The sequence below is a fragment of the Mycobacterium sp. genome (assembly GCF_035314905.1).
Lineage (GTDB): Bacteria > Actinomycetota > Actinomycetes > Mycobacteriales > Mycobacteriaceae > Mycobacterium.
This window is the reverse complement of record NZ_DATFYW010000120.1, coordinates 1-14,858: the sequence shown is the minus strand read 5'-3', so window position 1 is coordinate 14,858 and position 14,858 is coordinate 1. Positions and strand designations below refer to the sequence as shown.

The following is a 14,858-nucleotide window of genomic DNA, read 5'->3' as shown; positions in this document are numbered from 1 at the left end:
CGGTTTCGCATTGCCCGTTCGGCGCCGACTTAAACACCCACGGCTGTTGCCAGGAATCAAAACCCTTTGTCCGGGCCGAAATTCGACCGGATGCGGGCTCCGCACTATGGTCGTGAGGGGTGGGGAGGTGTTGTGGATGTTGTCACCGTATGAGGGATCGCGCGTCGGGACGATGTTCGGGCCGTACGAACTGCGGTCGCTGATCGGCGTCGGCGGGATGGGTGAGGTTTACCGCGCCTACGACACGGTCAAAGATCGGATGGTCGCGGTCAAGCTGCTACGTGCCGAGATGGCAGCCGACCCGTGCTTTCAGGAGCGATTCCGGCGCGAGTCCCGAGTCGCGGCCCGGCTGCAGGAGCCGCACATCATCCCGGTGCATGACTGGGGCGACATCGGCGGCGTCCTCTACATCGACATGCGCCTGGTCGAAGGCACCAACCTCAAGGATGTGCTGAGACAACATGGGCCGCTCGATCCTGGCCGGGCCGCCCCGATCATCACCCAGGTCGCCTCGGCGCTGGACGCCGCGCACGCCGATGGCCTGGTGCACCGGGACATCAAGCCGGAGAACGTGCTGCTCACGTCCAATGACTTCGCCTACCTGGTGGACTTCGGCATCGCCCACGCCGGCGGCGACAGCGGACTGACGATGACCGGGGCCGCGATCGGATCCTGCGCGTACATGGCCCCCGAACGGTTCACCGGCGGGCAGGTGGGTCCGCGGGTGGACGTCTACGCGCTCGCGTGCCTCCTGCACGAATGCCTCACCGGCAGGCCGCCCTTCCCGGTGAGCGACTTAGGCCAGCTGATGAGCGCCCACATGCTGTCCCCGCCGCCGCGGCCCAGCGTCGCGCGACATGGCCTGCACCCCGGTTTCGACAACGTCATCGCCCGCGGGATGGCCAAGAAACCCGCGGCGCGATTCCCGTCGGCCGGTGACCTCGCCGGCGCCGCGACTGCCGCGGCCGCGGCGCCCCCGTCGGCGAGTCGCGCCGATCCTCACCGCCCGCCGCCGGCCACGCGGCAGTTCTCGGCGGTCTACCCGAACCTGTCCGGAACGGGACACACCCCGTACGCCGCACACCCGCACATACCGGCGAAACCTATCGCCGCCAGGCGGGGAGTCGGGCGGGGGCAGATGCTGCTGGCGGGGGCGGCGGCGGGGGCGCTCGCAGTGGCGGCATTGATCGCGGCGTTTCTGATTCTGGGCCACGACAACCCGCCCGACGCGACCCTCGCCGCACCGCCCACCCCAAGCGCGACCGAATCCACGGCGACGACCGCCACCACCGAACCGACAACCACGGAAACGAGCCGCCCGGCGCCGACCTCCGTGCAACCCCTTGCCAGCCTGCCCGGCGCCGATGCGCAGGGCTTCGTGGGCTCCTACGCCCGCTGCGACCCGGGAAGTGTTCCGGCGGTGATGGCCCAGACCACCAAATCTCAGGTGGTGGTCTGCCAAACGGCACCCGGAAACTTCTATTACCGGGGCGTGCGACTCAGCGACGCGTGCCAGCATCCAACTCGCCAATGCGATGCGCTCAACCGACGGGTTTGACGTCACCAACCCGGTCGACGGAACCCGGTATCAGGTGCGGCCGAACGCCGTGGCCATCATCCAACCCGATGGTCGGGCCGATTCGGAGCCGGTGGTCCAGTACACGGCGAGCTGACGAAGTTCACGATGAGACGGCCCAGGTGTTCGCCCTGCTGCTCCTGGACGAAATGGCCGGCGCCGGTGATGGTCGTGTGGTCCTGCCCGACCGCACCGGGTATCCGTTCCCGGAACACCGCGTCCCACCCACGGGTCGCGGGATCGCTGTCGGAATAGGCGGTGAGGAACGGCCGCCGCCACCGTTCGAGCGCCGCCATCGTGGCTCGTCCTATCGCTGCGCCCGGGTCGTTGCGAGTCAGGGGAACAAGCGCCGTCAGCCGGCGCAGGCCGGCCTTGTAGGACGGATCCGGGAACGGCGCGTCGTAGGCGGCGAGCACGTCGGCGGGAAGCGGACCCGAAACGGCATTGACGAACAAGCTGGGGACGATGTCGGGGGCGCGCTGATAAAACATCACGTAGTCGACGAGTTGCTCCTGAAGCATCACGCGGCCATCGCCCACCCCGTGGGCGGCCCACGCCAGCTTGCCGGCCAACCCGGGGTCACAGGTATGCAACATGGTGTTGGTCGCCACGACCCGCGCGAACCGGTCAGGATCACGGGCCAACACACTCAAACCGATCGGCCCGCCCCAGTCCTGGACGACCAGGGTCACCGCGCGCAGATCCAGAGCGCTGACGAAGCCGTGCAGCCAGTCGATGTGGCGCCGGAAGGTGTAGTCGGTGGGCTCGGTGAGCTTGTCCGAGCGGCCGAAACCGATGTTGTCCGGGGCGATGGCCCGCAGGCCCGCGTCGGCGAGCACCCCGATGACCTTGCGATACAGATACGACCACGTGGGTTGGCCGTGGACGAGGACGACGACCGGCCCGTCTACAGGACCGGCGTCGACGTAATGCATCCGGACGGGTGCGACCCCTTTGGTGTCGACCTGAACGTAGTGCGGTTCGAACGGGTAACCCGGCAAGCCGGCGAACCGCTCGTCGGGAGTTCTCAGCACACCCATCGCAGTGCCCCACTTCGGCCACGAGACGTCACCACCCAAGCCTGCACCGACGAGCGACGAGCGGAGACGTCGGCTCCGGTGCGCCGGCACGGCCAGGGTGTTGCGGCGGGAGCCGGGGTAGGTTCAGGCGCCGGCCCTCACCCGCGCGGCGGCGGAGTCGGGCATCGGCTCGTAGCGGATGAAAGAGCGGGTGAAGGAACCGGCACCGTGGGAGAGCGAGCGCAGGTCGATGGCGTAGCGGGTCAGTTCGATCTGGGGGACTTCGGCCCGCACCAAAGTGCGTTCGTCGCCGACGTTCTCGCTGCCCAGGAGGCGGCCGCGCCGTCCGGACAGGTCGCTCATCACCGCGCCGACGAGGTCGTCGGGGACCACCACCGAGACCTCGTCGACCGGCTCGAGCAGGCTCACCCTGGCCGCGGCCGCGGCCTCGCGCAGCGCCAGCCCGCCCGCCATCTGAAACGCGAAGTCCGACGAATCGACGCTGTGTGCCTTCCCGTCGAACAGCGTGACCCGGATGTCGACCATCGGGTACCCCGTGTCGACACCCTTCTCCATCTGCGCACGCACGCCTTTCTCCACGCTGGGGATGAACTGCCGGGGCACTGCGCCGCCGACCACCTTGTCGACGAACTCGAACCCGGATCCCTCCGGCAGGGGCTCCACTTCGATGTCGCAGACGGCGTACTGGCCATGCCCGCCGGACTGTTTGACGTGCCTGCCGTGGCCCTTCGCGGTGCCGGCAAAGGTTTCGCGCAGCGGAACACGGACATCGACCGTGTCGACCTTGACGCCGTAGCGGTTGGCCAGCGCGTCGAGCACCACACCGGAGTGCGCCTCACCCATGCACCAGAGCACGATCTGGTGTGTTTCCTGGTTCTGCTCGATGCGAAGCGTCGGGTCTTCGGCCGCCAACCGAGCCAACCCGACCGACAGCTTGTCCTCGTCGGTCTTGGCGCGCGCCTGCACGGCGATGGGCAGCAGCGGCTCCGGCATCGTCCAAGGCTTGAGCACAAGCGGCTCGGCCTTCTCGGACAGCGTGTCACCTGTTTCCGCGCGGGTCAGCCGTCCGATCGCGCAGATGTCGCCGGCCACCACGGAAGACGCGGGGCGCTGCTGCTTGCCGAGCGGAAACGACAACGGCCCGATGCGTTCGTCCTCGTCATGGTCGGCGTGGCTGTTCCCCGAACCGAAGAACGACGAAAAATGGCCCGACACGTGCACCGTCGCGTCGGGCCTGATCGTCCCGGAGAACACCCGGACCAGACTCACCCTGCCGACGTAGGGATCCGCCGTCGTCTTGACCACCTCGGCCAGCAGCGCACCGTTCGGGTCGCACGCGAGGTTGTTGCGGGCGGCGCCGTGCGGCGTGAACACCTCGGGCAGCTGATGCTCGAGGGGAGACGGAAAGGCGCTGGTGACGATCTCGAGCAGCTCCTGCGTGCCGACGCCGGTGCCGCTGCAAACCGGGATCACCGGGAAGAACGACCCGCGGGCCACCGCCTTCTCCAGGTCGTCGATCAGCACCGACTGGTCGATCTCCTCGCCACCGAGATAGCGCTCCATGAGCGTCTCGTCCTCGGATTCCTCGATGATTCCCTCGATCAGCATGCCGCGCAGTTCCTCGATCTGACCGGCGTAGGTGGGGTCGGGTTGCCGCGTCGTGCGGCTGCCGTCGGAGTACCCGTAGTGGGTCTGGGAGAGCAGCCCGATCAGACCGCTGCCCGCGGGCAGATAGACCGGCAGAACCTTGTCGCCGAATGCGTCCTGGGCGGCCGCGAGCGCGTTCTCGTAGTTGGCCCGCGCGTGGTCGAGTTTCGTGATCACCACGGCGCGCGGCATGCCCACCTCGTCGCATTCGTGCCACAGTGACTTGGTCGGCTCGTCGACGCCCTCGTTCGCGGCGATCACGAACAGCGCGCAATCCGCGGCTCTCAGCCCGGCTCGGAGCTCCCCGACGAAATCGGCGTACCCGGGCGTGTCGATCAGGTTGACCTTGACGCCGTCGTGCGCGAACGGCGCCAACGCGAGGCCCACCGAGCGCTGCTGCCGGATCTCCGCCTCGTCGCTGTCGCACACGGTCGTGCCGTCGACGACCGAGCCGGCCCTGGACAGCACGCCGGAGGCGACGAGAAGCGCCTCCACGAGGGTGGTCTTGCCAGAAGACGACGGTCCGACCAGCGCCACGTTGCGGATGGCGGCAGGACTTTCCGCTGCGGGAGCGGCTCCAGCGCCTTGGGAAGTATTCGTCTTGTCTGCCATGACGTCCCTCCTTGTTAAGCCACAATTCCCCCAAAAGCCCATCGAGCACAAGACCAATCACGTGCCGACCTCGGGCTTGTCCGCGGCCACCGGGACTCGGTGGGCCGGTGTGGGAGCGGTTGGGTAGGCTCACCCGGGTTACCGTCCAACGACGACCAACCCGCCCCGGCCCGTTGCCCGCACGCGTCAAGAAATCGCGCGGTCACGGCAACGAACGCCGCGGGGCGAAGGGGGTGTAAAAGTGGACATGGTGCTCGGCCTGTCCGTGACGCCGACCACCGTCGGGTTCGTCCTCGTTGAGGGGCGAGGCGCAGACGGTGCCACCCTGGACCGCGATGCCTTCGATGTCCGCGCAGCCGGTGGCGTCACCGCTGTGGCCGTGTCCGAGCATGTCGCCACTGCCATGTTGCGCGCGGAGGCGATCGCGGCGGCGGGGGATCACCGCTTGGCGTCGATCGGGGTCACCTGGAGCGACGAAGCCGACTGGGAAGGCTCGGTGCTGCTGGAGTCGCTGATCGAATCGGGAATCGAGAACGTCGTGGCGGTCGGGTTGCCGGAGGCCACCGAAGCGCTGGCACGGGGCATCGGGCGCGTCGTCGACTACGAGAGGACGGCGGTGTGCGTCGTCGAGCCCGGCGCGGTGATGGCTCTGGAGGTCGACAGCCGCAACGGCGCGGTGCAGACGGTTGTCAACCGTGCGCTCGACAGCGACGCCGCGCTGGTGCGCTGGCTGACGGCGATCCTGGCTCGAGACAGCTGGCGACCGGACGGGTTGGTCGTCGTCGGCTCGGCCGGCGACATCGACGCGCTCACCGCGCGACTTCACCGGCAGCTGTCCGTGCCGGTCATCGCCCCGGCCGAGGCCGAGCTCGCCCTCGCGCGCGGCGCCGCGCTGGCGTCGGCGCAGGACGCCGAGTGGACCGAGCTGGATCTGCGCGCGGCTCCGCCCGGTGTCAAGCAACGCCGACGGATGCCTCTTTCCTACGTCGGCGCGTTGACGCTGCTCGTCGCGGGTGCGCTGACCTTCGTGGTGTCGGTTTCTCTCGCCGTGGGGCTCAAGCTGACCGCGGACAGCAACGCCAAACCGGCCGATCACCGGCCGGTGGCCAACACGTCGGCAACGCCCGAGGCGATCCAAGCCGTCGGACCACCTGCCCCACCGCCGATCGCCGCGGTCCCGCCGCCGGCCGCCGAGCCGCCCGCGCCGCCGCCCGAGGCGGCGCCCGCTGTCGACGCCCCCGAGGCGCCGCCGGAGCCGGGCGCATCCGACGAGCAACCTCCCGCCGGCGTCCCGCCGACCGACGTCCCGGCCGCCGTGCCTCCGCCGGTGCAGCCGACCACTCCGCCGGAAGTGCCACCCGGGCAAACCGATCAGGGAACGTTGCGTGACCATTCGCCGCTGCTGACGAAGATCCTCGAGCACGTTCCCGGCCTGCACAAGCCGCCGTCGGAGCAGACACCGGAATCGACGGATCAGGTCGCGCCGCCGACCGACGCCCCGCCGCCCCCACCAGCGGGCTGACCCAACCGATGGATGCCTGGGACGCGATTCGCGCCCGGCGCAACGCGCGCCGCTACCTGCCGGACCCTATTGCAGACGCGGACCTGGACCGTATCGCCGAGGCGGGGTGGCGAGCTCCGTCCGCGTCAAACCACCAGCACTGGGACTTCGTGATCGTCACGGATCGCGACAAGTTGCAGCAGCTGTCCACGGTCTGGAAAGGCGCAGGCCATATCGCTTCGGCGCCGGCCGCGATCGCGTTGGTCGTCCCGCAACCGCCCGACGACCGGACCAGGCTTCTCGACCAGTACGACCTCGGGCAAGCCACGATGGCGATGACGATCGCCGCCACCGACCTCGGCATCGGCACCGGGCACTCGGCGGTCGGCGACCAGCAGATGGCGCGCGCGATCCTCGGCGTCCCCGAGGACCACATCGTGTCCTACCTTCTCGGGATCGGATATCCCGCCGATCGCCCGCTCACCCCGATCCGCAACCCGGATCGGCGCCCGTTCCCCGAGGTCGTCCATCGCGGGCAATGGTGACGCGCCGGGCAACAGCCAAGCCTGGATGCCGAGGGCGATCGAGATGATCGGCTGATGCACACCGAGACGGCGTTCGTCCTCACCATCCTGGTGCTCTGCTACGCCGTCGTCTCGGGGCTGGTGCGGCGGTGGTACCTGGCGCCGGCCCTGATATTCGTCGGCGCCGGGATGGCCCTGGGGCCGTTCGGGCTCGACTGGGTGAGGATCGACGCAGGCACCGAGGCGTTCACAATCCTGGCCCAGCTGGCGCTCACCGTGATCTTGTTCAACCAAGCGTCAATGCTCGACCTGCGCAACGTCTTCCGCCGCGGTCATCTGACCCTGCGCCTGCTGGCGATCGGGATACCGGTGACAATCGCACTGGGCACCGTGACCGCCGTCCTCGTCTGGCCGGTGCTGCCGCTGTGGGAAGCGGTGTGCATGGCGGTGATCGTCGCTCCGACCGAGGCGGCGCTGATCGCGGCCTTGCTCGAGGATCGCCGCATTCCGGGGCGGGTCAGGCACGCGCTGTCCGCCGAGAGCGGCTTCTACGACGGGTTCGCGTTGGCCGTGCTGTTCGGCGCGCTCGCGTTGGCATCCGAGCATTCCGATCCGACGCCGGCCCGGTGGGCGTGGTTTGCGTTCCGCACCGAATTCGTCTCGCTGGTGGTCGGCGCGGGCATCGGCCTGCTCGGCGCCATCGTCATCTCGCGGTCCCGCGAGCGCGGCTGGATGAGCAGTACCTGGGCACAACTGGCGACCCTCGCGCTGGCGCTGACCTGCTTCGGGGTGGGTGAGCGGTTGCACGCCAGCGGGTTCGTCACCGCGTTCGCCGGTGGTCTGGTGTACGCCATGGTGTCGGCGCCGGGCCCCGACGAGCAGGCGACAACCCAGGTGTCCGACGCCGCCGGGGAGCTGCTCGAACTGCTGGTGTTCGCGATCTTCGGAGGCTTCGCCGTGATACCCGCGTGGCAGCACGCCGGCTGGCGGGTGGTGGTCTTCGCGGCGGTGTCGTTGATCGGCGTGCGGATCGTCGCGGTCGCGATCGCCATGATCCGCAGCGGTCTCTCGGCACGAAGTGTCCTGTTCATGGGTTGGTTCGGCCCGCGCGGAATCGGGACCGTGGTGCTCGGCCTGCTTGTGATCGGCAGGGGCGAAATCCATCAGGGCGCGCTGATCTCACAGGTGGTCGTCGTGACCGTGACCGCAAGCCTGGTCTTGCACAGCCTCACCACGCCGGTGGGAATCAGGCTTGTCGCCCACTCGCCGGATCACGGCGAAACCTCATAGCAGGCCGAGGAGCTGCAGGTTGGCGATGTAGGAGACGATCAGCGGCGCCGACACGTGCGGAATGTCTTTGTCGGGGCCGATTTTCGCGTCCTGCACGGCGGCGCGGAACCGCTCGGTCGGCGCCATCGACCCGCGCAGCGGCTTCTCGGGTTGCCGGTAGTTGTGCAGCAGCGGCAGGAGAGAGTGCTGACGCTGCCGATCCGGCAGGGCGCGCATAGCGGTTTCGAACCGCTGCAGCCACGCGTCGTAATCCGGGATGCGCTGAATCGAGTAGCCCGCGTCGATCAGCCAGTCGACATACTCGTCGAGGCCGATCCCGTCGTCGTACGGGTTCATCACGTGGTAGGTCCGGTATCCGTCGGTCGCCTGAGCGCCCAACGTGGCGATCGCTTCGGCGATGAAATCCACGGGGAGCCCGTCGTAGTGCGAACGCCGGCGCGTGCCCTCGCCGTCTAGTTCGTAGAAGGAGCCGGGTGCGACACCGGTGGCCGCGAGGCTCAGCATCAACCGGGTGAACATGTCCGGCACGTTCAGCTGACCTTTGTACTCGGTGGTGGTCAGGATCATGTCGCAACGGAAGACCGTGATCGGCAGGCCGCACAGGTCGTTGGCCTCGGCCAGCAGCACCTCGCCGCCCCACTTGCTGTTCGAGTAGCCGTTGGCGTAGCTGTCGTCGAGTTTGCGGGTAGGGCTGATGACCCGGATGTCGGCGTCCTCGGTGAACGCCGACGGCTCAATCTGCGCGCCGACACCGATGGTCGACACGTAGCTGAACGGCTTGAGCTTGGCGGTCAGCGCGATGCGGATCAACTCCGCGGTGCCAAGCACGTTCGGGCCGAACAGCTGGCTGTAGGGCAGCAGGTGGTTGACCAGCGCCGCGGGGTCGACGATGAGGTCGACCTCGTCGGCCAGCCGCTGCCACGTCCGCGGGTCGAGGCCGAGGTTCGGTTCACCCTTGTCGCCGGCGATGACCTCCAGGTGGCGGGCGGCCAGCTCCCGGTAATGCGCCAGCAGGGCCGGATCGCCGCTGTCGAACGTGTTGTCGAGACGTCGCCGCGCATCCTCGTCGGACTTGGCCCGCACCAGGCAGATCAGCGTGCCGCCGACCAGGGACAGCCGCTCGAGCCACTCCAGGGCCAGGAACCGGCCGAGGAAGCCGGTCGCTCCGGTCAACAGCACTGTCCGTGCCACACCGTCGGGGCGGGGCAGTGCCGGGGCGGCGGCCAGCGTCGCCTCGTCGATGAACCTGTCCAGGGTCAGGTCGCGGGCCGCCACCTCGGTGGCGTCGCGGCCGTGCACCGACGCGAACGTCGGCCGTTTCGTGCCGGGCCGCCGCTCGGCCTCGATGTAGTCGGCAAGGACCCGCAGATCGGTGGCGGGGCTGACGATGACGCCCACCGGAACGTCGATGTCGAAGATGTCGTGCAGCAGGTTGGCGAAAGTCAACGCCGACAGCGAATCCCCGCCCAAGTCGGTGAAGTGCGCGTCGGGCTGCAGGTCGGCGTCGACCGCAACCAGCAGGGCGCCGGCCGCGCGGATGATCGTCTCCAGCACCGGCCGGTCGGCGCCGCCGTGCCGCAGCGCGCGCAGCTCGCCGGCCTGACCTTCGGCCAGCTCGGTGTAGCGCTGTTCGAGCTCTGGGCCGTAACGCTGGATGAGCTTCGGCCGCGCCAGCTTGCGAATGCCGGTCAGCAGGCCATTCTCGAGCGTGAAAGGCGTTGTCTCGACGATGAAATCGCGCGGGATCTCGTAGGACTGCAGGCCCGCGGCCTTCGCCACGTCCTGCAGCGATTCGCTGATCAGCGGCTTCAGCGACTCCGCGTCGTAGCGGGACAACACGTCTTCGGCGGGAACCACGACCGCCAGCAGATAGGCGCGAGCGCTGTTGCCGTAGACGTAGATCTGGCGGACCATCGGGCTGTCACCGAACACCGCCTCCAATTTCGAGACGGCCACGAACTCGCCCTGGGACAGCTTGAGCACGTTATTGCGCCGGTCCAGATACGCAACCTGATCCGGACCGACTTCGGCCACGATGTCTCCGGTCCGGTAGAAGCCCTCGGGGTCGAACACCTCCGCGGTCACCTCGGGCCGCTTGTAGTAGCCGGGGAACAGGTCGGCCGATTTGACCAGGAGTTCGCCCCGGGGGTGCGGGCGGTCGGTGTGGAAGTAGCCCAGTTCCGGGACGTCGGCCAGCTTGTAGTCGGTCACCGGCGGACGCCGTATCTGGCCGTCGACGAAGACCGCGCCCGCCTCGGTGGAGCCGTAGCCGTCCACCAGATGCAGGTCGAGGAGGTTCTCGACCCACGCCCTCATCTCCGGCGAGATGGGGGCCGAACCTGTCATCGCGGACAGGAACCGCCCGCCGAGCAGGCCCTGCCGCAGCCCGGCCATCACCTCGGCCTCGGCCGCCGCGGGATCAGCACCGTCCGAGGTCCGCCGGTCCAGTTCGCCCTGGAACTCACTGAACAACATGTCCCAGATTCGCGGCACGAAGTTCAACTGTGTGGGCCGCACCAACGCGAGGTCTTCCAACAGCGTCGACAGGTCGCTTCTGGCCACGAAATAGGCCGTGCCCCCGCTGCCGAGCGCGCCATACAGAATGCCGCGCCCCATCATGTGGCTCATCGGCATGAAGCTCAGGATGATCGACGGGCCCGCGCTGTGCTGACCCCAGGTCGCCCTGGTTGACCTGCGCCACGAGTTGGCGACCAGGCGCTCGGGATACATGGCGCCCTTCGGTGCGCCCGTGCTCCCGGAGGTATAGACCAACAGCGTCAACGGATCCTGCTCGCCGGGAACGACGATCGGCGGTGCGGGCAGCTTGGTCCCGCGTTCGAGCGCGTCGGCCAGCGTCTCCACGATCACGGCGCTGCCCGCGTCCGCCAGCCTGGCCTTCGCGGCTTGCAGCGCCTCACGCTGATCGTCGACCTCGGGGTGGTAATCGAACACGACCAACCGCGCCGGCGCATGCCCGTCGAGCACCAGTTCGACCGCGTCGGCAAGGTGGTCGACGCTCGAGGCGAACATGACGGGCTCCGTCTCGGCGATGATCGGCCGCAGCTGCGAGACCGGCGCGCCCGTCTGCAGCGGAACCTCCACCGCCCCAAGGCGAATCAGCGCCACGTCGATGGTCGTGTAGTCGGTGCTGGCGAAACCCAGGACGCACACGCGATCACCGGGCCGCACCGGCTCGCCCGCCAGGGCGGCGGCGACCAGACCCGCGCGGTCCCACAATTCGCGGTAGCTCAGGGTCTCAAACGTGGGCAGCAGTTCCGCCGAGGTGCGGCCGGTGCCCGGGTCCTCGACGAACTGGAGCGCACGGTGCGCGAGTGCGGGCCGGTCCGCGTAGCCCCCGACGACGGTCTGCACGATCTGCGGCAGCCGCAGCCCGGGCCGGTCGATCGCATTGCTGACGGCCTCGTTCGGCCGGGCATCGGCGAACTGCCGGTCCGTGGCGTACAAGTCGGCGACGCGGCGGGCCAGCCGCTCCTCGCGAGTATCAGTCGACATCAGTAATCCTCTAAAGGTAATCCGCTGCGCATTGACCAGAAAGCGGACGGCCCCACTGCCGTCCAGAAGAACAACGTTAGTACATCTAGTTTTATTCGAATGACCCACCGGGTTCGCCGGAGGCGTCAGCCCGGGGGTGGGGCACCCAAGACGCGCTGCAGGTCCGGCTTCATCGACTGAAGCTGTGAACCCCAGTAGCCCCAGCTGTGGGTGCCGGTGGTCGGGAAGTTGAACACGCCATTGTGCCCGCCCGCCGCAACGTACTTCTGCTGGAAGGCCTGGTTCGTCCTGAGCGTGATGTCCTCGAGGAACTGCGCGCTGAACATCGTGCCCGCATTCGCGGCGCCGTCAGTGTCGAGGTCCGACGGCGCGCCGTTGCCGCAGTAGACCCACACCGCGGTGTCATTGGCCACCAGCGCGCCGATGTTGACCGTGGGGTCATTGCGCTGCCAGGCGGGGTCACTGGCCGGGCCCCACATGTCGGTGGCGTTGTAACCGCCGGCGTCTTTCATCGCGAAACCGATCATCGTGGGCCACAGACCCTGCGAGGGATTCAGGAAGCCCGACAGGGAGCCCGCGAAGATGAACTGTGCCGGGTGCCAGATCGCGAGGGTCAAGGCGGCGCCGCCCGACATCGACAGGCCCACAACGGCGTTGGCGTTCGGATCGATGGCCCTGTTCGCGGCAAGCCAGCCGGGCAGCTCCTGGGTGAGGAAGGTCTCCCACTTGTAGGTGAGGGTGCCCGCTGAGCCCGCCGCCGGCTGGTACCAGTCGGTGTAGAAGCTCGACTGCCCACCGACGGGCATCACCACCGAAAGACCGGAGCGGTAAAACCATTCGAAGGCCTGGGTGTTGATGTCCCAGCCGCTGTAGTCGTCCTGGGCGCGCAAGCCGTCGAGCAGGAAGAGCGCGTGCTGTCCGCCGCCCTGGAATTCGATGCGGATGCTGCGTCCCATCGACGCTGAGGGCACATCCAACTGCTCGACCGGCAGACCCTTTCGGGAGAAAGCCTGCGCGGTGGGCCAAGGCCCGGTGATGCCGATCAGGCCGGGTAGCAGCGCGGCGACCAGGGCGGCGATCGCCAGCCGGCGCGGCCGCGCGCGTCGAATCGCGTCAACGAACGTCACCACCGCAACCAAGCCCCGTCTCTCGCCTGCACTGACACCGGCAAGCTAGCAGCCTGGGCGTCACGATGACGTCGGCCACGCGGGGCCGTAATCACGTTGTTATCGTGTGCATTTGGTGTGGGAGGATCACGTCTCTGGTGGCTGACCGGCGAATTGCGGTACCGTCATCGGCACGACAAGACCGCCGGGAAGGAGAGCATGCACCTGCGTGTACCGTTCTCCGCACTGCCGGTGGCGGCCCTCGTTATTGCCGTCGCCGGATGCGCTTCGACGGTGGCGGGTTCGGCCATCAAGGCGACCAACGCCCCCGCGCCGAACGGGACCAATGCCTCCCAGCCCGATCCCGGCCGCTATCCCGCCAAGCCCGGGACGCCCTACGGCAACGCGAACTCCGCAGACGTCGGTGCGGTCATCGAGGCGCACCGGATGGCCGCCAACATCGTCGTCCCCGACGAAGTCGACCCGGCGCTGACGAAGCCCTCGTGGTTCAACACCGGCACGTTGGGGATGCCGGGCGTGATTTCGATCGACATCCCGCCACCCGGGCCAGAAATCGCTGCCGCTCATCACGTCCTGTTCGGGTTTTCCACGTGCCGCGTGTCGAGTCGACCCGGCGATCAGGAGCTCCTGATCAACGTGGTGTTGCGGTTCCCCGACCCCACCGCCGCCACCGCCGCCGCCACCGAGCTCGCCGCCAACGTGCCACCACCGGTGCCCGGGCACTCTGTCGGAATCCCGAACTACCCTGCGGCGCTGGCGGCGGCGTACGACGCGCAGGACTTCCACGCAGTGGCAAGCTTCGTTCCGCACGGCCCCTTCCTGCTCTACCAATACGCGCAGTCCCCGCAGGGAACCGACTCAGCCGCCCATCTGGTCGCCGCCACGCTGGATCTGCAGATGCCACGCATCGACGCCTTCGAGCCCACCGACCCGGCCCACTTCGGAGACCTGCCAATCGATTCCTCCGGCTTCCTGAATCGGGTGGTACCGCCGGACAAAGGTGCCGAGGGAATGGCCAACTTCGGGGACTATCAGCCGCAAGGCGCGCTGCACTTCGAGGCCGACCCCAACGCGCGGGAGCTCTACGCCGCCGCGGGTGTTGACGCGGTGGCGATACTCCGCACCACCGTGTACCGCGCCCGCGACCCCGCGGGCGCAGCGCGGATGGTCGAGACGGCGGCGTTTGACGCGGGCGCCCAGCCGGGAGCCACGCCGCAAGCCGGCGTTGCCGGTGTGCAATCGGCGAAGTGCTTCGAGTTCGGTCAAACTCGCCCGGACGATTCGCGGGCGCGCTTCCAGTGTTTCGGCAGCGCGGACCGGTACGCGTTCAAGGCGGTGTCTGAGCAGCTGCTCGACGTTCAGCAGCAGATGGCCTCGCAGTATCTGATGCTCACCGGCTGAGCCGGACGTTCACGTTGGCGGACTGGATTTTTGGTGGGCCGGCCCGCTGAACGGCAATCTCGCCTTCGGCATCATCTCCTGCCCCGAGCTGTTGCCCGATCTGTGGGAATTGGCTGACGAGTTTTCCAGCGCACTCGACGAATTACTCGCCTACGTAGACGCATGATTGCGCCGAGCATCGCGGCGCAGGTTTACCGCCGAAACAGGATGGGCAACATGGATGAAAGCGGCGGGCTGGGATAGGTTGCGTCTGCGCCCGTTGTCAGGCGTCAGCTGGAGGCGACCCCGGCGTTAAGCAGCCAGCGTTGGTCCGGCGCTCGCCGCCGGCCATCATCGGTCGACCTCATCTTCAAACGTCGCCATCGCGGCGATCAGCGCCAAGAAGACGCGGTGTGCCGCGGCGAGGTCGCGATCGTGAAGTTCGGCCATCGCCCCGTGCACATTGTCGGCGAGTGGGGTGAAAAAGGCACGCGCGACCTCCACCCCTTGCTCGCTATATCGCAGCATCACCTTGCGCCGGTCACCCGGATGCACATCGCGGCGCACATGGCCCGACGCCGTCATGCGGTCGACAAAGTAGGTGATGGCCGAGCCGGACACCTCCATGCGATGGCTCAACTCTCGTGC

At 68.3% G+C, this 14,858-nt stretch carries 10 protein-coding genes and 1 pseudogene; 6 read left to right on the top strand and 5 right to left on the bottom strand.

From position 1 onward, the window contains the following. The first annotated feature begins 136 nt into the window (after nucleotides 1-136). Nucleotides 137-1,673: pseudogene (locus VKG81_RS10060) on the top strand (serine/threonine-protein kinase). On the opposite strand, the gene VKG81_RS10055 reads toward VKG81_RS10060, so the two are convergent. Both VKG81_RS10055 and VKG81_RS10050 read right to left on the bottom strand, forming a co-directional pair. Beyond that, a complete protein-coding gene (locus VKG81_RS10055) occupies nucleotides 1,615-2,655 on the bottom strand; it encodes a haloalkane dehalogenase (protein ID WP_324395775.1) in 1,041 nt (346 codons plus the stop codon). The pseudogene VKG81_RS10060 and the gene VKG81_RS10055 overlap by 59 nt on opposite strands. An 84-nt stretch (nucleotides 2,656-2,739) precedes the next feature. Continuing rightward, a complete protein-coding gene (locus tag VKG81_RS10050; protein WP_324395774.1) occupies nucleotides 2,740-4,875 on the bottom strand; it encodes an elongation factor G-like protein EF-G2 in 2,136 nt (711 codons plus the stop codon). 247 nt (nucleotides 4,876-5,122) lie between these two features. On the opposite strand from VKG81_RS10050, the gene VKG81_RS10045 reads away from it, so the two are divergent. From VKG81_RS10045 to VKG81_RS10035, 3 genes are read left to right on the top strand one after another with little or no spacing between them, the layout of a single operon-like run. Continuing rightward, on the top strand, nucleotides 5,123-6,397 hold the full coding sequence (locus tag VKG81_RS10045) for a DUF7159 family protein (protein WP_324395793.1): 1,275 nt from the start codon (nucleotides 5,123-5,125) through the stop codon (nucleotides 6,395-6,397). 8 nt (nucleotides 6,398-6,405) lie between these two features. Next, entirely contained in the window at nucleotides 6,406-6,921 is a 516-nt protein-coding gene (locus tag VKG81_RS10040) for a nitroreductase family protein (RefSeq protein WP_324395773.1), read from the top strand. 54 nt (nucleotides 6,922-6,975) lie between these two features. Continuing rightward, nucleotides 6,976-8,190, top strand: coding sequence for a cation:proton antiporter (locus tag VKG81_RS10035; RefSeq protein WP_324395772.1), 1,215 nt, complete (start codon nucleotides 6,976-6,978; stop codon nucleotides 8,188-8,190). On the opposite strand, the gene car is transcribed toward VKG81_RS10035, so the two are convergent. Beyond that, nucleotides 8,185-11,703 carry a carboxylic acid reductase gene (gene car, locus VKG81_RS10030; protein ID WP_324395771.1) on the bottom strand — a complete coding sequence of 1,173 codons (3,519 nt, stop codon included), beginning with the start codon at nucleotides 11,701-11,703 and terminating at the stop codon, nucleotides 8,185-8,187. The two genes, VKG81_RS10035 and car, sit on opposite strands and share 6 nt — an antisense overlap. 125 nt (nucleotides 11,704-11,828) lie before the next feature. Further along, a complete protein-coding gene (locus tag VKG81_RS10025; RefSeq protein ID WP_414685217.1) occupies nucleotides 11,829-12,830 on the bottom strand; it encodes an esterase family protein in 1,002 nt (333 codons plus the stop codon). A 198-nt stretch (nucleotides 12,831-13,028) separates the two neighbouring features. On the opposite strand from VKG81_RS10025, the gene VKG81_RS10020 reads away from it, so the two are divergent. Both VKG81_RS10020 and VKG81_RS10015 read left to right on the top strand, forming a co-directional pair. Continuing rightward, nucleotides 13,029-14,231 carry a DUF7373 family lipoprotein gene (locus VKG81_RS10020; RefSeq protein WP_324395770.1) on the top strand — a complete coding sequence of 401 codons (1,203 nt, stop codon included), beginning with the start codon at nucleotides 13,029-13,031 and terminating at the stop codon, nucleotides 14,229-14,231. A gap of 22 nt (nucleotides 14,232-14,253) precedes the next feature. Further along, a complete protein-coding gene (locus tag VKG81_RS10015) occupies nucleotides 14,254-14,397 on the top strand; it encodes a WS/DGAT domain-containing protein (RefSeq protein ID WP_414685219.1) in 144 nt (47 codons plus the stop codon). Between the two features lie 164 nt (nucleotides 14,398-14,561). On the opposite strand, the gene VKG81_RS10010 is transcribed toward VKG81_RS10015, so the two are convergent. Beyond that, on the bottom strand, nucleotides 14,562-14,858 hold a 297-nt coding region (locus VKG81_RS10010), incomplete at its 5' end, for a MarR family winged helix-turn-helix transcriptional regulator (protein WP_324395769.1).